Origin of the sequence: Niallia sp. Kr1, assembly GCF_050389805.1 — a bacterium.
Lineage (GTDB): Bacteria > Bacillota > Bacilli > Bacillales > Cytobacillaceae > Bacillus_BD.
In genome coordinates this window covers 657,540-675,488 of sequence record NZ_CP130945.1, presented here as the reverse complement: position 1 = coordinate 675,488, position 17,949 = coordinate 657,540, and the positions used below count along the sequence as shown (strand labels likewise).

The 17,949-nt window shown below is 35.8% G+C and carries 17 protein-coding genes; 5 read left to right on the top strand and 12 right to left on the bottom strand.

Annotated elements, in window-relative coordinates:
• Positions 1-155: 155 nt before the first annotated feature.
• The 5 genes from Q5760_RS03450 to Q5760_RS03430 all read right to left on the bottom strand — a co-directional run bounded on the left by Q5760_RS03450 (position 156) and on the right by Q5760_RS03430 (position 5,922).
• On the bottom strand, positions 156-1,886 hold the full coding sequence (locus tag Q5760_RS03450; protein ID WP_428910854.1) for an amylo-alpha-1,6-glucosidase: 1,731 nt from the start codon (positions 1,884-1,886) through the stop codon (positions 156-158).
• Positions 1,887-1,901: 15 nt separating this feature from the next.
• Positions 1,902-3,236, bottom strand: coding sequence for a PTS sugar transporter subunit IIC (locus Q5760_RS03445; RefSeq protein ID WP_428910853.1), 1,335 nt, complete (start codon positions 3,234-3,236; stop codon positions 1,902-1,904).
• 24 nt (positions 3,237-3,260) lie between these two features.
• Positions 3,261-3,569: a PTS sugar transporter subunit IIB gene (locus Q5760_RS03440; RefSeq protein ID WP_428910852.1), complete on the bottom strand. Its 309-nt coding sequence runs from the start codon at positions 3,567-3,569 to the stop codon at positions 3,261-3,263.
• Between the two features lie 77 nt (positions 3,570-3,646).
• Positions 3,647-4,003, bottom strand: a complete 357-nt coding sequence (locus Q5760_RS03435) for a PTS lactose/cellobiose transporter subunit IIA (RefSeq protein ID WP_428910851.1) — start codon at positions 4,001-4,003, stop codon at positions 3,647-3,649.
• A complete protein-coding gene (locus Q5760_RS03430) occupies positions 4,003-5,922 on the bottom strand; it encodes a BglG family transcription antiterminator (protein WP_428910850.1) in 1,920 nt (639 codons plus the stop codon). The genes Q5760_RS03435 and Q5760_RS03430 overlap by 1 nt, the downstream gene beginning before the upstream one ends.
• Before the next feature lie 243 nt (positions 5,923-6,165).
• On the opposite strand from Q5760_RS03430, the gene Q5760_RS03425 reads away from it, so the two are divergent.
• Complete coding sequence (locus Q5760_RS03425; RefSeq protein WP_428910849.1) at positions 6,166-7,125, top strand: D-2-hydroxyacid dehydrogenase; 960 nt, start codon at positions 6,166-6,168, stop codon at positions 7,123-7,125.
• A gap of 178 nt (positions 7,126-7,303) precedes the next feature.
• Here Q5760_RS03425 and Q5760_RS03420 read toward each other — a convergent pair whose 3' ends face one another.
• Positions 7,304-8,494 carry a YecA family protein gene (locus Q5760_RS03420; protein ID WP_428910848.1) on the bottom strand — a complete coding sequence of 397 codons (1,191 nt, stop codon included), beginning with the start codon at positions 8,492-8,494 and terminating at the stop codon, positions 7,304-7,306.
• A 391-nt stretch (positions 8,495-8,885) separates the two neighbouring features.
• On the opposite strand from Q5760_RS03420, the gene Q5760_RS03415 reads away from it, so the two are divergent.
• Positions 8,886-9,875 (top strand): aldo/keto reductase, encoded by a 990-nt coding sequence (locus tag Q5760_RS03415; RefSeq protein WP_428910847.1) that lies wholly within the window; start codon positions 8,886-8,888, stop codon positions 9,873-9,875.
• A 175-nt stretch (positions 9,876-10,050) separates the two neighbouring features.
• Here the strand turns inward: Q5760_RS03415 and Q5760_RS03410 are convergent, their stop codons facing one another.
• Entirely contained in the window at positions 10,051-10,662 is a 612-nt protein-coding gene (locus tag Q5760_RS03410; RefSeq protein ID WP_428910846.1) for a DUF421 domain-containing protein, read from the bottom strand.
• Positions 10,663-10,912: 250 nt separating this feature from the next.
• Between Q5760_RS03410 and Q5760_RS03405 the strand changes: the two genes are divergently transcribed.
• On the top strand, positions 10,913-11,251 hold the full coding sequence (locus Q5760_RS03405; RefSeq protein WP_428910845.1) for a DsrE family protein: 339 nt from the start codon (positions 10,913-10,915) through the stop codon (positions 11,249-11,251).
• A 204-nt stretch (positions 11,252-11,455) separates the two neighbouring features.
• On the opposite strand, the gene Q5760_RS03400 is transcribed toward Q5760_RS03405, so the two are convergent.
• The gene (locus Q5760_RS03400; RefSeq protein WP_428912484.1) at positions 11,456-12,238 is read right to left on the bottom strand and encodes an undecaprenyl-diphosphate phosphatase; all 783 of its coding nucleotides are present in this window, start codon (positions 12,236-12,238) and stop codon (positions 11,456-11,458) included.
• A gap of 320 nt (positions 12,239-12,558) precedes the next feature.
• Here Q5760_RS03400 and Q5760_RS03395 point away from each other — a divergent pair, with 320 nt between their 5' ends.
• On the top strand, positions 12,559-13,176 hold the full coding sequence (locus Q5760_RS03395; RefSeq protein ID WP_428910844.1) for a hypothetical protein: 618 nt from the start codon (positions 12,559-12,561) through the stop codon (positions 13,174-13,176).
• 73 nt (positions 13,177-13,249) lie between these two features.
• Here the strand turns inward: Q5760_RS03395 and Q5760_RS03390 are convergent, their stop codons facing one another.
• The 3 genes from Q5760_RS03390 to Q5760_RS03380 form a co-directional block, all read right to left on the bottom strand.
• Positions 13,250-14,425, bottom strand: a complete 1,176-nt coding sequence (locus Q5760_RS03390) for a M20 family metallopeptidase (protein ID WP_428910843.1) — start codon at positions 14,423-14,425, stop codon at positions 13,250-13,252.
• An 81-nt stretch (positions 14,426-14,506) separates the two neighbouring features.
• Positions 14,507-15,703: a hypothetical protein gene (locus Q5760_RS03385; protein ID WP_428910842.1), complete on the bottom strand. Its 1,197-nt coding sequence runs from the start codon at positions 15,701-15,703 to the stop codon at positions 14,507-14,509.
• 232 nt (positions 15,704-15,935) lie between these two features.
• Positions 15,936-16,508, bottom strand: a complete 573-nt coding sequence (locus tag Q5760_RS03380) for a helix-turn-helix domain-containing protein (protein ID WP_428910841.1) — start codon at positions 16,506-16,508, stop codon at positions 15,936-15,938.
• A gap of 163 nt (positions 16,509-16,671) precedes the next feature.
• Between Q5760_RS03380 and Q5760_RS03375 the strand changes: the two genes are divergently transcribed.
• Complete coding sequence (locus Q5760_RS03375; RefSeq protein ID WP_428910840.1) at positions 16,672-17,154, top strand: HXXEE domain-containing protein; 483 nt, start codon at positions 16,672-16,674, stop codon at positions 17,152-17,154.
• Between the two features lie 289 nt (positions 17,155-17,443).
• Here the strand turns inward: Q5760_RS03375 and Q5760_RS03370 are convergent, their stop codons facing one another.
• Positions 17,444-17,896: a nucleoside deaminase gene (locus Q5760_RS03370; RefSeq protein WP_428910839.1), complete on the bottom strand. Its 453-nt coding sequence runs from the start codon at positions 17,894-17,896 to the stop codon at positions 17,444-17,446.
• Positions 17,897-17,949 lie beyond the last annotated feature (53 nt).

Below are 17,949 nucleotides of genomic sequence, written 5' to 3'. Positions count from 1 at the left end.
TTATGAGAGGCCATAAAAACAGTTACGCCATTTTCGGGGACTTCGAAGATATTTTTGTTTTTATCCCGATGGGGTACTTCCACGCTGTCCCTCTATCCCTCTAATAAAGAAAGGTGCTCAATTCGTTGAGCACCTTCTAATAATAGGATATTTGTTTAGGTTATTTTATTACACAAGTATATAAAACTGCTTGATGTCCACGTATGAGCTTTATCACATAAAGCATCTCCTGTAACCGCATCAAAGTTTTCTGCACATCCACTCTTTTTCACAAGTTCACAAAACCTAACCGTTAGTTGGTTTGCAAACTCCACTTCACCACAATCCTCTAATGCGTCAATTAATAGGACCATGGTTGGTGCCCAAATCGGGCCTCTCCAATAACCATCTGACTCGTAATATGGACTATCTACAGCCTCTGTAGCAAGACCATAATCTGTTAAAAATTGAGTGCTTTTTAGCTTAGCAATCATCGAAGCTCTTAATTCAGCTGGTAATCTTTCCCCCAACACTAATAAACTGTATGGAAGAATAGAATCAGAGTAAATTGCCTTTTTGCCGATGGTTTCTCTTGCAATGGGTTGATTATTTTCAACGAATGTCTTTAATGTTAATGCTGTCAATTGATCCGCTTTCAGCTTCCATTGCGATTTCTCATATCCTCGTCCTAACTTCTCGGCGATTGAAGCTAGTAGATCCATTGCTTTTATGAGAAAAGCAGATAAATCAGGAGATTCTACCAAAAATCCATTGATAAAAATGGTACTATTATCATAACCTGAATCATTTCCATGATGGTACTCACAAATTCCATCCTGGTCACTGTCCTTATAATTCAGCCAAAAATGAACTTGTTTTTCAATACTTTCGTAGACTTCGATAAGTTGCTCGTTTGTAAATGACATTTTCTCCATCATTTTTTGAACGAATAATCCATGAATAGGTGGCTTAGCAAAATTCCAGCGGATTGTAGAGTCACTGACTGAGCCTGGAAGTTGGCCACTCTCATCTTGATGATCAAAAAGAATCATCATTTGGTCGTACGCAAGTTGATTATGGACGCCTGCAAGTCCAATGGCATTATAGCAATGATCCCAGCTCCAGATTCCGGGAAATACATTATTCGACATATACACTGAATCCCTACCAAGTAACCCTTGTTTTTTAACGGTACAAGACCATGTTACATATACTGCTAAACGATTCGTTTCTTCATACTCAGGGCTAACCTTTGGAAACTTGGAATAAAATGTTTCAAAATCAGTGATGGTCTTTTGAACGCTTTCCTCAAATGAATATTGCTTTTGGGTTGGTTTGATCATATGAGTTGGGATTTCTTCTACGACAGCTAAAAGTTCATTTGTTTCATTAGCGTTAATATCAATATAGCTTTCTAAGCTGCCCAGCATACTTTCACTATATTCCTGTACTATGTTAGTAGATCCAACTACATTTTGGACGATATACTTTGTTAATGTTTTATAGCTATTAATGATATGATAGGTACCACTCTCATTTTCTAATGAAAAGTTATAATCATATTCATTTATTGGCATACAGTCGAGGCGAACCCCAATATTTTCTCCTGTACCTTTAAAGACCAGCCTTGTATCGCCGTCAAAGGTAATCCCTATGATTCCGGCGTCTGTTTTTAATTCAATCTTCCCATAATCTGCTTCATACGTATAATCAACTGGTTTCTCGTTTATGGTTGGAATGATTTTAAAGACAGCTGCGTTTCCCCTTGACTTTCCCCGAACTGATTTTAAATAAAGCCCTTCTCCCTGTACATTTTTAAAGCTTTTAAGTAAACTTTCATCCCCATTATAATAAGCGATGGCCATGTATGACCCATACACACTAAATGGTACATCAATGATATTCATTTTTACTTCCTTTCTTTAAGCTTTTTTTATATTTAAGACCTTTTCAGATGAAGACTTTGTTGGTTCTTCTGTTCCTGCTTCCTCTTTATATTTTTGCTTATCATACATTTTTACAAATGGAATTGAAATGAGTATATAGATTACTCCTAATATGATTTGCCATACAAAGCCTGAGATATGACCGCCTGTTGCTAAAAATCCATAAATTCCAGGAGGGGTTGTCCAAGGTACACCCGTGCCTGTAAGCTTTGCAACCCAGCCAAGGGAGGTAACGATATAAGTTAAGATAACCCCTATAACGGGAGCCATAATATAAACAAATCCTAAGAATGGGTTGAACATAATTGGATAACCGAATACCAATGGTTCGTGAATTCCGAAAATCGCCGGAACGATCCCTACTTTTGAAATTTCCTTCATTTGTTTACTTTTGGCAACGATTAATGCAGCAATACAGATGTATAACCCAACGCCGCCTGTGTAAGAAAAGAATTCATAGGTTAAGATATTAGGAAGCTCTAAGCCCGCTTGAGCTGCTTGTCTATTTGCATCACTAGCCATTAATAAAACTGGAGCTAAAGCACCAAACATAATAATCGATGATCCATGGATTCCAAAAACCCATAATAGATTCGTTAAGAATACGGCAATTGTAAATCCTACAACACTTGTTCCTAATCCAGCTAAAGGCTCTCCAATGATCGTATTGATGATGACATGAATATTTTCAAAAGGAGTGGCTAATAAAATTAATTTAATAATCCAGAAACCAAATAGGATGATTCCCATCGGTATTAAAGTAGCAAACGATCCTGCTACTGCTGGAGGTACAGAGCTTGGTAATTTAATTTGCAAATTTCTATTCATTAAAAATCGATAAAGTTCAGGTACAGTAAGACCTACAAAAATAGCAACAATTAAACTAGTGGCGCCTAATTTTGCATATTCCAGCATGACCGCTCCATCAACAGTTTGAAGTGGGGTTACTAGAAAATATACACACAAACTGATAACGCTTGCATACATAGGGTCAATTTCTTTATATTCCTTCGCTAAATAATAAGAAATAAATAGTAAACAGATAATGGAAGCAATGTCCATCGTTCCGTTCATAAAATAATTAAGTTTTTCTTGCCATACAGCTGCTTCTGAAACCCTTAAAAGCTTCGTTACAAAATTTATATAGGTTTCGGAAGGAAAGTTTGCCAAAAGTAGGGCAATCGATGCAATAATGGTAAAAGGTACATACGCAATCATCCCATTTTTTATGGCATTGATGTGACGTTGAGATGTAAATTTTTCAATGGCATCAAACATGATATCTTTAGCTTTTTCCATTTTTACTCCCATTTGAACATTCCTCCGTATGAAAAATTAGTTAAATGATTGATACATTTCCTCTGCTGCTTTTAATACGGCTGCTCCATCACATTTACCATAATCGACTGGATTGATTGTATCGACAGGAGCCTTTCCATCTACAAGCTTTGTCAATTTCCTTTTTAGATAACTGATCTGAGGTCCTAATAATAAAACATCAAAATTCCCTAATTCTTTTTCCACGGATGCTTGATCCACCGCCCAAATTTTATAATCCTTTCCTTGCGCTTTAGCAGCCTCCTCCATTTTTGCTACAACTAAACTAGTGGACATTCCCGCATTACAAGCTAACATAATATTCATTGTGACTCTCTCCCTTTTCCTATTTTTGTTGACAAGTAGTTATTTTTTTCGATTTAAATCGTTTGGCAACGCCTTCATTACACGATATTGGTGTTCTTTTTTGTTACATATTGTTCTTTGATTTCTTTAATCATTTGGTATAAATTAATAAATTCTTCAGCCTGATCCTTTATTAGAATCGCTCCCGATAAGTGATCTTGGGCATGAACAAGGATGATATTTACCTTCACCTTTTCGCCTTTTGCCTCATTTTGAATTAAGTTCAAGTGAGAATTATGGGCTTTCGTCAGTTTCTCACCCGCCTTCATTAAATGTTCTTTTGCCTCTTCAAATTGAAATTCTCTTGCACATTCGATTGCCATCATTGATTCTGATTTAGAATCACCAGCATGTGAAATTAGCTCAAATGCTACTGTATATTCCATCTCCTCCATTAATAATCCATCTCACTTTCTACTGTATTTAATAAACGTATGAGTGTTTCAAAGTCCTTCTTTTTCCGTAATTCATTGATGTAGTTTTTATGAATAAGGAGCTTTGAGGTTGTTTTATAAAACTTTTGAATTTCTTTACTTGGCTGATCTTCAATCGATACAAGAAAGACAACCTGTACTTCTTGTTTCTCCCAAATAATCGGCTTCTTTAAGATTGCGACACAAGCGAAGGTTTTTTTACTTAAAGTCCTCGAGGGATGAGGGATCGCCACAAAATTTCCAAATTCTGTTGGTGCGAGCCGTTCTCTCGCAAAAACAGCGTCCTGAAAATCATCGGGTACATCCTCTATCTCCTGGATCCTTTGACACATATATTGAAGAACTTCTTCCTTAGTAGATAAATCTAAATCCGCGAAAAATAGGGATTCACTATAATATTGAGTAATGTTTTCACCGGTATCTCTCGTTAATACTTCAAATACATGTTGTGCATCTTTATTTTCTAAAAAGTATTGGACTTCCAATATGGGGACCTTTACTTTCGCTTTAATAGGAACCGTTGTAAAAATATAGTCAATATTATCTAAACTTCTACTGGCTAAAGTGTGAACATCGCATGTTTCAATCTCATTAATATAGTTCCCAAATCTTTCAAGGTACTGATGTTTCAATAGTTGGGCGCTTCCTTTTCCTGAAGAACATACAATTAAGATATTTTTTTTACGAATATTGTATTTATCTCTTTGTAATGCCAATTCAAACGACATAGCAAAGTATGCGATTTCATTTTCATCTAATAGTTTGTTATAGTGCTGACCGATAATTCCACATGCAAAAGTTGCAATTGAATAGGCAAATAAAAATCTCTCTTTAATTTCATTCAATAACGGGTTTTTCATCGTCATATCAAATTTCAGACGAACCTCTAAAGGAACAATATGTTGGCTTAAAGACATTCTCAGGTCAAGATTATCTCTAAAATCAATCTTAAAAGATTCATATATTTTCTCTAATATTTCTGTAACGAGTTGATCGATTCTTCCACTAATAACCAAGTTTTTCCCGCTTTTATTACCGTCCAGCATCCTCTTGCCTGCTAGATGAATAGCTAGGTATTTTATTTCTGATTTATTAAAAGAAACGGAGATTCTTTGTTCAAGTTTTTCAGCTATTTCATTCGCAATGATAAGCTCTGTTTCGAATGTCAATGTCAAAGAACCTAATTGTTCGTCGTTTAAAACAATTTCATGCTCCTCTTTAATTCTTTCGATCGAAACGAAAATATGAATAAGTAAATTCTGAAGAGCAACATCCGACATTCTAAATTGGTGTTCCTGAAGTATCGGATTCACACATAACGCTATATCATCCATTTGCTGTTTTTCTTCTTCATTTAATGATATAGAGCCATATTTCATGGCCAAGCAACTGGCTTGACATAACCTTAGATCAAATTCTTCTCCTTGAACTTTGATTCCATGATTTGTTCGTATGAGCTTAATATTGTATTTGTCAAAGTCCTCTTCAACCTTTTTTAGATCATTTGTAATGGTTTTTCTTGAAATATAAAGAAGCTCACTCAATTGATCTAATTTACAATAACCTGTTTGATTCAATAAATATTCTTTTAAAAATTGAACCCGTTCTTCAGGCGTATTAGGTATTTTTTCTTGGTACTCTTTTGATAAGGACCGTTTAAACTTTTCAAACTTTTTATGGTTCTTAATCTGAAGCCGATATCCCTGTCCATGTTTAACTTCAATATGGGCTCCACTTTCTTCGAGAATGTCATTTAATTCATTAAGAAGCACTCGGGCTGTTTTATCACTTGTCTCAATTTTTTCAGCTAAATAAAGTGCTGTTTGGTACTGATCTTCTTTAAGGTGTTGAAAAAGATCCATGTATCTTTTATCAAGCATCGTTTCAACTCCTTTCGTTAAAGAATTGATTTATGTTTGTAATATGATGGTAACATTCCATTTTAGAAATCTCCATGAAGGTTTTTTCCTTTATAGTAACGGAAATCCTTTCTAACCAAATGGACTCCGGAACTTTCCACGTCCCCAGAGTCCCTTGTATTTGTATAGTTTTTTAAAAAAACTTTAGAAGTTAGATAGTCTGAGTTTGGTATGATAGATATAGAACCAAAAAGGAGGATTTGGATGAGCAGACGTAGTCCTAATATTTTAGTATTTAGTCCTAGCCAAACAGAAGTGGATGGATATGTTGAATCTATCCGTAATCAGGGATTTATATCCGTAAAGGGCGCAACCACTTTCGCGGAGGCAGAAAAATACCTACCAAGTACCGAGATTATATTAGGTTGGAAATTTCCTACCGAACTCTTAAGTGAGCCCATTGCTGCGTCAGTCCGATGGTTTCAGTCGATGGGAGCGGGCGTTAATGACCTCATTTTAGACAAGTCAATTCCTGAAACCATTACGTTAACCAGAATCGTCAATCAATTTGGGACTCACATCTCTGAGTATGTATTTTCATTTCTTTTATACATCGTGAAAGATGGTCAACGAATGCAAGAGTCCCAGTTAAACAGCATGTGGGACCCTTTTATTTCCGATACGCTTAAAGGGAAAACGATCGGGGTGGCAGGCCTTGGATCAATTGGGGCCGAAATTGTCCGAAAAGCCCGTGCATTTGATATGAGTGTGAGTGGATTGAGTTTTAGCGGAAATCAAGCATCATTAGTTGACCAACACTATTATCCGGATCAGTGGCTGGAATTTGTGAAGGACTTAGACTACTTGGTCTTGACTCTTCCTTTAACGAACTCTACTCATCATATTGTTAACAAGGACATTCTATTAGGAATGAAACCAAATGCTTGTCTTGTAAACGTTGGTCGAGGCGCATTAATAGACGAAGGGGATTTAATAACCGTTCTGCAATCAGGTCATCTTCAGGCTGCTGTTCTCGATGTATTTGAGAAAGAACCGTTGCCCAAAGACCATATCTTCTGGTCTATGTCGAATGTATTTGTCACTTCCCATTTATCGGGACCAAGTACAGTTGACGATGTCAGTACCTTTTTTATCGAAAATGTAAAACGATATCTAAATGAAGTGCCTTTACACGGTCTAGTAGACCGACAAATAGGGTACTAAAAGGAGGGACAGTATATACTGTCCCTCTCTCTATCCGAGTAGGCGTAAAACCTATTATTAATCATTAAATGACTAAGACCAGGGGTATATCGGCCTGCATTTTTTTAAATATGCAGTAAGATCCTCTAATACTATACCATCCAAATGGCGGGCTATGTTCTCATTTGTTTATACCCATTTACCCTTCTAATACCAAGGAATTAAGCTCATATCGTTTCTCTATCCATTTGATAAAGGCATTTACGGTAGATTCAATTGCTTTTTTCTGGGTCTTTGTTCGAATATTATTTAATTCGAATTCTTCATCGGAAATGAGTTGCTCTAACGAATCCAGTATACGTGCATCCCAAGAATCTACGCTCTCATCCAAACTAGAAAAATAGTCTACTAGATATTTTAAGCTATTTTCATATTTAGCAATGGTCCTCTCCGTCTTTCCATCTGTTTTTTCTAAAAAGAAATCTACAATATCTTGTCCATAAAATTTAGTTGCTGTTTCAGGAGTAAAGCCCAATTGCTGAAAATAAGGACTTTCCGCTTCATTCATTTCTACTGTATCTTCTGGTTCTGCTAGTTGGCTCAGACTTGTTTCTTTTTCTTTAGTCGAGTCGGTCAATTTTTCCTGAATCACTTGTTTTGGATCGTTATCCTCACTTGATACACGTACATTAGTATGGTTAATGATGATCGAGATCAGCTCAGGATAATATTCTATAACAATTTCATTATAGGATTTTCCCGTTTTAGCTATTAATCGATCAATCTCATTTTTTACCATATCCGCTGTACCTGGAACTGCCCATGCCGTAACACCATTAAGATAGTAATCATGATCGAAGGGCTCAATTAAGCCAAACGTTACTTTCCCTTGTTTTACATTGGGTAAGGTTTCACAATAAGGCATATATACCGTTTCGTTTGATGGGTATGTTTCGACACTGATCCCATTCTCATCATGGTTAACGGCTTGAATAAGTGTAGGTGTAAGGGTTGTCCATCTCTGAGCTAACTCTTTCAGTTCAGGAAGAAGAGTTTCTCCTCTTTCTTCATAAAACCATTCGACCCCACGACGATTATTTTCAAATTCGTGGAAAAAGAGAAGGTAGAATTGAAAAAACGAATTGAAAACATCTTTAGGTATTTCTGCATTGATTCGTTTTCTAAATGTATTTTCTAGGATAAATCTTTCTTTAAATGATACCTTTGAAGAAGTAAAACTTGATGCCATCCTCACCATTTCATGTTTTAATTCAAAAAACCGCTCACGTTTGGCTTGTTTCAGAGCGATCGCATGATCTTTTATAAGACAACACTTTTTATATTTCTTTCCACTTCCACAAGGACACGGATCATTTCTTTTAACTGACATTTTCTTCACATCCAAATCTATATGTATTTCTTGTTGTTAAGATCCTATTAAAGTCATAAACATGATTAAAATCAAGTTATACCTTATTCTATTCATTCACTAACTAATTGCAAGTATACCTTATTTTCCAATAATAAGTTTATCATGTTAATAATAATGTCCCAATAGTTTTTTATGAATTTTAGCTATTCACTACAAGGTCTTTATAAATCGGTTGTAAGACAAATAAGGAATATTCCTTGCCTTGATTGATTTTAGCCCTAGCAAATGACGTATACAATGCAGCTAAAGAATGATTAAAATTTGACTTACAATCTTATATTGATTTTAATGAAACTAACATATGTTTACGTTTACAGAGATAATTTCATAAGAATAGGAGGCGATTAATATGAAATATCGACATCTTGGAACCAGCGGATTACGAGTTTCTGCACTCGGACTTGGGGGAAATTCATTTGGCAAACGTGCTGACAAAGATACATCTATCCGCATCATTCATCAAGCGCTCCATCAAGGGATAAATTTGATTGATACTGCGAATATCTATTCAGGAACAAAGTCAGAGGAAATCATCGGTGAGGCTTTGGCAGATCGCAGACATGAGGTGATCATTGCAACAAAAGCAGGACTTCCCTGTGGTCAAGGTCCAAATGACAAGGGCTCTTCTCGGTATCATATTCAACGTGAAATCGAAGGAAGCTTAAAACGACTCCGAACCGACTATATCGACCTTTACCAAATTCATAGCTTCGATCCTAATACTCCATTAGAAGAAACATTAAGAGCACTTGATGATCTTGTAAAGTCTGGAAAGGTCCGCTATATTGGCGCTTCGAACTATGCAGCATGGGAACTCATGAAGGCGATTGGAATTAGTGACAAACAAGGACTATCTCGATTCGTTACGGTTCAACAATCCTATTCCCTCGCTGACCGTACGCCGGAGCAAGAATTGATTCCATGCTGCCTCGATCAAGGTGTTGGGATCATCCCTTATTTTCCACTTGCAGGTGGTCTTTTAACTGGAAAATATGGCGATGGAAAGCAAATCCCGGTAGGTTCGAGGTTAGATAAAGATCCCAACTCGAATATCGGAAAACGTCTTGATGATAAACATCTACAGCTAGTAAAACAAGTTGCACAGTCGGCAAAGAATCTTGACACAACCCCAGCAGCATTATCGCTTGCATGGCTGTTAAGTCGTTCAGTTGTTTCTTCCATTATTGTCGGAGCAACAAGCGAAGAACAGGTGATTGAAAATCTTAGGTGTCTATCACTAAACTTAGACTCAACCACCATCGAGGCACTTGATCACGCTAGCAATCCTTTCCGTTATGGGGAGCCCTTTGCTTCGTATCGATTACCTAAAGAAGAGTAGGAAAGTAATTCGGACTTGATTGTTTTTTTATTAATTACTCTCCGAAGAGGGGTTTTATATGGACTTGTCCATATCGGGCTTCTTTTCGGACTCAATTACTTCTTTCTTAAATTTTTGTTCGAATCTTTTCCATAAATAAGCCTATCCTCTTCGTTTTACAACAAATGTTTGTCCTTTATGAAGGCTCATTTTTTCCTTCAAATTGTTTTGTTTTCACTTCTTCAAAAATATTAGTTACCTGATTTTCAAACGATTGTGTATTTGTATAAACGCCCAATGATTTCTTTAGCCCAGAGATTTCATTCATGAGTAAATTGAAATCTTCTTTCGTCATTGTTTTTTTATTTTCCTTTAATTCATAACCGATTTGACCACTCACTTCAATCGTAGCGTATTTTACATCTTCAATGGAAGACACCCCAACTTGCCTTAATCGTGTTTCAAGTCGATCAACTGACATTCGAAGTTTTCTTAAATTCTCTGTGTTGATTTGACCATTTTCGATGACCATTTTTGCTTTTCCCGTTGAGATAGTTTCCATAAGGTCAAACTTCATCTCTATGTATTCAGTTAGGACCATTAGAATAATGATCAATAACGCGATACCAAAGGTACGTGATAGCCCTTTACCAGATACGGGTTGAATTAATAACGACCCGATCCCGACCATGACAACGACCTGAGTAATGGTCATCTGGGAAATTGATTTTCTTCCGGCTATCCTCAAAATAAATCGACCTATATAAAAAATTAAGATTGTCTGCCAAATCCAATGTAAATCATCCACACGATCACCTTCTTAGTCAATATCCACTTTCAAATATAATAATGCTATAAAGACGAAACACTAATAAACTTTGGGAGTGAGTCTCTCATTACTAGTGTTAATTAACTACACGTCTTTCATTCATTAAATAGATGTTTTTTTATCATTCCCATTAATTAAATGAATAGGAGACCAAATGAATAGAATGATAAAATGAAGTTGTGAAAAACATAACAATGATATATCTAATTTAATCAGCGAGGTGCAATAATTGAAAAATAAAGTGATTTTACTATCATCCGATCAGCTTGGTAAAGGAGAAAAAGAATTAGGCGAAGGCTTATTAGAAACGTTCTTTACTATTCTTAAACAGAAGGAAGGGTTGCCTGTTGCTGTTTTTTGTGTAAATCGTGGCGTTTTTACTTTAACCGAAGAATCTCTTGTATCTCTTCAATTAGCAGAACTGCAAAATAAAGGGGTTGACATTCTTGCTTGTAAAACATGTGTGGACTACTATGAGCTGAATGAGAAACTAGTAGCTGGAAAAATTAGCGGAATGGATCAATTTATTGGATTAGCATCAGAATTTGAAGTGATTACTCTATCATAGGTTTTAAAAAATCAAGAAAAAGTATGGAATCTTTTTTATTATTATTCCGGATTTTAAAAAATAAATCTCTACTGATTTTCAATTTTTCTATTTGATTTTGTAAAAAAGGAAGGCTCTGTAGGGAGTCAAATCACTACAAAACTTTCCTTTTCCTTTAACCCTCATATTCTATTAAAATTGTCATTTTTGGAAAATATCGTTCCATTAAAAGAAAAGGAACAGTAAAATTCCAACGATGAAACAATAATAACTGAAATAGACGAGTTTTCCACTTTTCATAATACCCATAAACCATTTTAACGCAAAGTAGGTCATAACAAGGGTGGAAATAAAAGCAGCTAAATATGGAATTGCTAAATCAGCTTTATTGGGTTCATCGATAAAATCAGTAAATCCGAGGATTACACCGCCCAGACTCACAGGAATATAAAGCATAAATGAAAATCGCAGCGCAGTTTCTTGTTTCATTCCAACTGCAATTGCCGAAATAATCGTCGCCCCTGAACGGCTAATTCCCGGAGTTAAAGCAACAGCTTGTCCCAATCCAACTAATATTGCATCCTTCGTAGTAAGTTGATGATCATCTTTCGTTCCTTTCATATTCCGAATGAACCAAATCGCAATCCCTGTAACAAAAAGCATGAGTGCAATCGTCGTCATACTAACATTTTCAGCAATAAAGTCATTTAATAAAACACCAAGAACTCCTGCAGGAATCGTTCCAATGACAACAAAACAAGAAAAACGAAAGTCACTTTTATAGCGTTCTTCCCTCGTTTTTAGATAATGAATCGAATGGATGACGAGTCTTGCAATATCTTGTCTGTAAATAAAAAGAACAGCCAGCAATGAAGCTGTGTTTGTTAATATCGCAAACGTAAATCCTTGTTCACCAAGTCCCAAAATTTCACTCGCAATCATAACATGCCCACTAGATGACACAGGAATCGGCTCAGTAAAACCTTGTACCAATCCGATAATGATCATCTTAATAATGTAAATAATATCCAATTGTCCTATTTACCCTCCCTTTCCATGCTTGTTTCATTATATATAAACCCTATTAAATTTAATATGACTTTCTGTTAATAAGTTCTTTACAAATCTGAAACAAACACTCCAACATACCGTTTTCCTTAAATCTTTATTCGTTTGGTCAAAAAAGATCAAATATTATATTGACTTTTTTTGATAAAGTTGTAAAATATAATTGAAAGGTCAAAGATAGTCAAAGTCAAACATTGGCTGTGACCTGAATAAACTATTATTTTAGCAGTTATTAATACTATATTTAGGAGGTTTTTCATATGTTCCCATTTTTTAACAAAGACTTCTTCAAATCCATGATGAATGGTCAAAAAGAATTGGAGATGAAAGCCCCGAACGGAGCGATTTATCGTTTTTCAACGAATGCCATCGATGAAAAAATGTTCGATAACTTCCGAAAAAAACTTGAAGAAGCAACAAAAAATAATGATCAATCTGCATTTGATCAAACATGGAAAGAATTAACTGGTCAGAACCAACTGATTCCAAATATCGAAACAGAATTTAAAAAACTTCATGATCACGTCCAGCAATTATTCCAAGAAACAAGTCCGTTTTTCAAAAGCAATTTTTCATTATTAAATGATCCCTTTTTCGCTGAACCGAAAATGTTATCAGAAGAATCCATCGACAATCAAATCCAACAATATCAACAAAAAATCGATGAACTTCAAAACAAGAAAAAGAATATGGATGTAGAAAAAAGAAAAGTACAAATTAAAGAAGTTATTGCGAATAAGAAAAAAATGATCGATGAGAAATTGGATGAATTTGCGAATAACCTAGACAATGAAGACATGAAGAAAAAGTTAACAGAAGAAATGACAACCTTAAATAACGAAATTAAGCAACTCGAAAATGAATTACAGAACCTATAAAAATAGGAAAAAGGGGTCAGCCCCCAACTGCGTTAATCCTTTAGCAGAGGGGGCTGATCCCTTTATTTTGTCCCTATTTATTTAGATATGCCCAAGCATATTGTGCATACAATTCTGCTCCGGTTGCCAGGGCGTCTTCATCCACATTAAACTTACCATGGTGATGGGCCCACTCTGTATCCTTATCTGGATTTCCCGAGCCTACTAAGGCAAAGCTTCCTGGTACTTCGTCTAAATAGAAACTAAAGTCTTCCCCACCCATTGTTGGTTCTTCATAGTAAAGTACATCTTCACCAAATGCATTTGAAGCGACTTTTTGAACTAACTTTGCACTTTCTTCATCATTGATAACCGCTTGAGTTCCGCGGAAATAGTCTACCTCTGCAGTTGCCCCATAAATGGATGCAACTTGCTCTGCGTATACTTGTAATTGCTTCTCAATATGATCACGTGTTTCTGGATCAAAGCAGCGAACCGTTCCTTCAATGACAGCATTTTCGGCAATAACATTAAAACGTGTTCCTACGGTCATTTTCCCAATGGTTAACACAGCAGGTTTTTGCGGATTAATCGTTCTTGAAACGACAGATTGTACATTCATCACAAAAGACGAAGCCACAATCGCTGCATCAATACAGTCATGAGGCATAGCTCCATGACCTCCCCGGCCTTTAAAGGTTACCGTAAAGATATCCGCTGATGCAAAGGTAGGACCTGGGTAACAAGACACTTTTTTCGTTGGCATTTGCGACCAAATATGCATACCAAAAACATTATCGACACCCTCAACTGCCCCTTGTTTGACCATTTCCTTTGCACCTGTGGCGACTTCTTCAGCAGGTTGAAAAATCAAACGGACATTACCTGGAAGTTCTTCTTTTATTTCATTTAATGCTTTTACGGCAATAAGGAGCATGGCAGTGTGCGCATCATGACCACATGCATGCATTTTTCCTTCCGTTTTTGAAGCATATGGTAGGTCTTTATTTAACTCTTCCACAGATAAAGCGTCCATATCTGCTCTTAATGCCACCGTCTTCCCTGGCTTGCCTCCCTTGATTTCAGCAATGACTCCAGTAGGATTTGTTTTTTGATTCTCAATTCCGAGCTTGTTTAGATATTCTGAAACGTACTCGGTTGTATGGTATTCTTCCCAGGATAATTCTGGCTCACTATGCAGTTTTCTACGAATTTCCGTTAATTCTTCACTATATCGCTCTATTGCTTCTTTTATTTTTTCATGTATCAATATATTCAACCTCCGTTAATCTCTTAACTGCTTCACTCCGTCCGAAACTCCAAACACGACATCTCTTCGAAACTTCCATTCTTATAAAAAGGATACAAATATTCCAGCCAAAAGAACGGAAACGATTGTTACGGTTATAAAACCACCGACCAACATTGGTGGCATCATATGACTTGTTAATACTTCTCTTTCCTTCTCAACTTTTGTTAAAGATTTGATGACTTCATTTGTAATAATATAATCAGCTGGAAATCCGTACAAAGCTGTTAAAGATACGGCGAAAGCCATGTTTTTACTGACTTTTAGTAATTTTCCTACAATTAAAGAGAAAATATACATACCGATTACCGCCAAGATAATCGTAACGATCAGCGGGGTGATAATTTCCATCATCATTCCTGGTGTTGCATGTTTTAAACCATCGAAAATGAATAGCATAAGTCCCATAATAGCTAAACCAAACCCATTCGCCTTTTGCAGTGCTTGTGTTTCGAGAAAACCTACACTCTTAGCAATAACACCGAAAAGTAAGCAAAGGACAAGCGCATTAACTTCAACGAATGGAGCTAATAAAGTAGAAACTAAATAAGCAACATAGCCAACAACTGCTATTCTTAAAAACTTGAAATAATCCGTATTATATTTTTCAGGAATTTTTTCAATGAATTTCAGCTTTGGTGCTGTTTCTAAAGTTGCGGCCACTTCCTCATTCGCGTCTTTTTTAACCGTTATTTGACCATTACGGTATTGTTCTAAAAGTTTTTTACCTTCTTTTTTCAAAACAATAGAGGTTAATGGATATCCCGCAAATCCTTGCATCACATAAATAACAATCGCAAATACGGATAAACTCGTTAGTCCTGCATTTGCAGCCCCTTCAGACATAATTAACGCTGATACAAGTCCTCCTACTAATGGTGGAATCGCAACGATCATCGTTTGTAAATCAAAGATAAATGATCCGACTCCAAAAAGAACAACGATAATCCCTACAATACCAGATAGCGCAATTAAGATGGTTTTCCATTGTGCCAATAATTGTTTAACGGATAGTAATGTTCCCATATTAACAATTAATAGATACATCATCATCGTCGCAACTACGGATGGAATACCCGCTAATGCAACAATATCCTGTGGAAAAAAGGTCCAATATCCGAATAAAAATAACACCGCACACACAAACACGGATGGTACCCATGCCTTTGTTCTCACTGAAACAAAGTCTCCAATAAATAAAATGAATAGTAAGATAACTAAAGCTAACATTTGAGACATTTTGAGATCCATCTCCTTTTGTGTATTATCATATTTTAATATTTTAATATAATAACATATATCAATATAATGAAAAGTCTTTTTTGTAAATTGATATAATTTAGCAATTATTATTATCTTCTCTGATTCTACTGATGATTTTATTTTTTAAAAATAGTATTTAAATAATAAAAAGAGGTTAGCCCCCCCCACTGCATTAATACGTTTGCAGACTGGGGGGCTGCCCCCTTTATTAAATGGTGTATGTAAACTTTTTGAAGAGATTGCCATCCACAACACATTTCTTACCTTCAAATTTATCATGTAATTCTTTACTCTCTATAAAGGTTTTCGTTTCTTGTACGAGTAGATGCTTGTTATCCATTTCAACCAAATAGTATGAGGACGTATCATTAAATGCATCTGCAACTTGCAAAGTACCTGGCTGAACAATGAAATCAACAATTTCTTGTGCAAAATTTAGTTTTTTCCTTCTAATTAAAGGGTAAATAATTTCAGCATTTGGATACTTTTCTTTTACAACGGCATCGTACTGAGAACGACATTTTCCAGTTACCCCATAGGATTCAATATCAATTTCTTCTTTTATTACGATTGCCTGACTATCTTCCGGACTATTAATCAGTGAATCAATACTTACATCAAATAACTTTGCTAAGTATTGCAAGTTTTTGATATCTGGAATTCCTCTATCGCTCTCCCATTTTGTAATAGCCTGCCTGGACACCCCTATTTTTTCTGCTAACTGTTCCTGCGATAACCCTACTCTCATTCTAAAATCCTTTATTTTTTCACCTAATGTCAAAATGAACTCCTCCCTGTTCTTTTCATTACGAACTTTATATCATTTTGTTTCACAAAATACTAGAAATTTCAGTTAACATTGGTGCTACTTTGCGTAGCATAAAGGGATTTTAGGAATATTTGTAGAATTAATTATAGAAATTGTGTGGTATGGAGGGGTATGAATGAAAAGTTACTATGCTTTTTTCTTTTGTTTAGCGATTACTCTTCATAATGTAGAAGAAGCATTATGGTTGCCCCAATGGTCACAAATTGGGGCAGCATTACAAAAACCAGTAGCACAAAATGAATTTCATTTTGCGGTACTCATTATAACTGCACTTGCCTATTTTATTTCTTTTCTTTACTTAATTTTCCCCAAAATATCGATATTGAAATGGGGATTTATCGGATATTTAGGGTCTATGATAATGAATGCCTTTTTTCCCCATCTCATGGCTACCATAATCATGAAAACATATGCTCCTGGTCTCGGAACAGCCTTGTTATTAAACGTACCTATTAATAGCATAATCCTTTATAGATTTTATAAGTCAAATGTAGTTACCTTAAAAGAAATTTCTATTTCAACAATTGTGGTAGGAGCTCTTTTATTGGCGATCATTCCTTTTTTGTTTATGCTTGGAGGCAGCCTCATCAATTATTAATAGTAGTAAGCTAAAAACAGAAAAAAGAAAAAACATGACCCCTCGATTATGTCTGTATCATTAAAAAATTCCAAATTCAAACCTAATTAGATCATAACGGGTACAATGACAAAACTCGAAAAAACCTTTTCGTTTTGATCCTTTCTTCACCATCCCCTGTGTTTTTTATCACGATCGAACACAAAGTAATCCATAACATTGAATAAACAAGAACTGTCCTTTATTTCTACATTAGGAGTGCTAAGGTTTGAAAATTCGCATTCATTTATCCATCCACACAATTAAGGAACTATGATCGTTCCTTCCAAAGCATCATCGGATTTTCCTGTTCCTTATTTAAGGGCATGTGCACCATCGAAAGGGCTCGTTCTGCTTTTGTTTTTTGAAGATCTTCATAGATCATTTTTGATTTTCCTAGTCCCACTTCAACAGCATCTTCGACAGTTGCACAGTAATAAACTATTTCAATCCCTGCAAAATACATGGCGGTTAGACACATCGGACAAGGTTCCCCACTTGCATACATCTTATAACCAGAAAGATCACTTGTTTGATACTTCTCCTGCGCACGACGGATTGCAAGTAATTCTGCATGTCCACTCACATCATACTTTTTATGTAACTCATTCACACCTTCAGCTACAATCTCATTATCTTTTACAAGCACTGCGCCAAAAGGTTGTCCTCCAGCACGCACATTTTCAGACGCTAGTTGAACCGCACGTTCCATATATTTATCCATTCAAATACCTCCAATTACTGTTTTTAGAAAACACAGGACTAGTTTTCTTGTTC

Coding starts and splice junctions, on each gene's coding strand:
- Q5760_RS03450 (WP_428910854.1), bottom strand. CDS start 1,886: ATGAATATCATTGATGTACCATTTAGTGTGTATGGGTCATACATGGCC.
- Q5760_RS03445 (WP_428910853.1), bottom strand. CDS start 3,236: ATGGGAGTAAAAATGGAAAAAGCTAAAGATATCATGTTTGATGCCATT.
- Q5760_RS03440 (WP_428910852.1), bottom strand. CDS start 3,569: ATGAATATTATGTTAGCTTGTAATGCGGGAATGTCCACTAGTTTAGTT.
- Q5760_RS03435 (WP_428910851.1), bottom strand. CDS start 4,003: ATGGAGGAGATGGAATATACAGTAGCATTTGAGCTAATTTCACATGCT.
- Q5760_RS03430 (WP_428910850.1), bottom strand. CDS start 5,922: ATGCTTGATAAAAGATACATGGATCTTTTTCAACACCTTAAAGAAGAT.
- Q5760_RS03425 (WP_428910849.1), top strand. CDS start 6,166: ATGAGCAGACGTAGTCCTAATATTTTAGTATTTAGTCCTAGCCAAACA.
- Q5760_RS03420 (WP_428910848.1), bottom strand. CDS start 8,494: ATGTCAGTTAAAAGAAATGATCCGTGTCCTTGTGGAAGTGGAAAGAAA.
- Q5760_RS03415 (WP_428910847.1), top strand. CDS start 8,886: ATGAAATATCGACATCTTGGAACCAGCGGATTACGAGTTTCTGCACTC.
- Q5760_RS03400 (WP_428912484.1), bottom strand. CDS start 12,238: ATGATCATTATCGGATTGGTACAAGGTTTTACTGAGCCGATTCCTGTG.
- Q5760_RS03395 (WP_428910844.1), top strand. CDS start 12,559: ATGTTCCCATTTTTTAACAAAGACTTCTTCAAATCCATGATGAATGGT.
- Q5760_RS03385 (WP_428910842.1), bottom strand. CDS start 15,703: ATGTCTCAAATGTTAGCTTTAGTTATCTTACTATTCATTTTATTTATT.
- Q5760_RS03375 (WP_428910840.1), top strand. CDS start 16,672: ATGAAAAGTTACTATGCTTTTTTCTTTTGTTTAGCGATTACTCTTCAT.
- Q5760_RS03370 (WP_428910839.1), bottom strand. CDS start 17,896: ATGGATAAATATATGGAACGTGCGGTTCAACTAGCGTCTGAAAATGTG.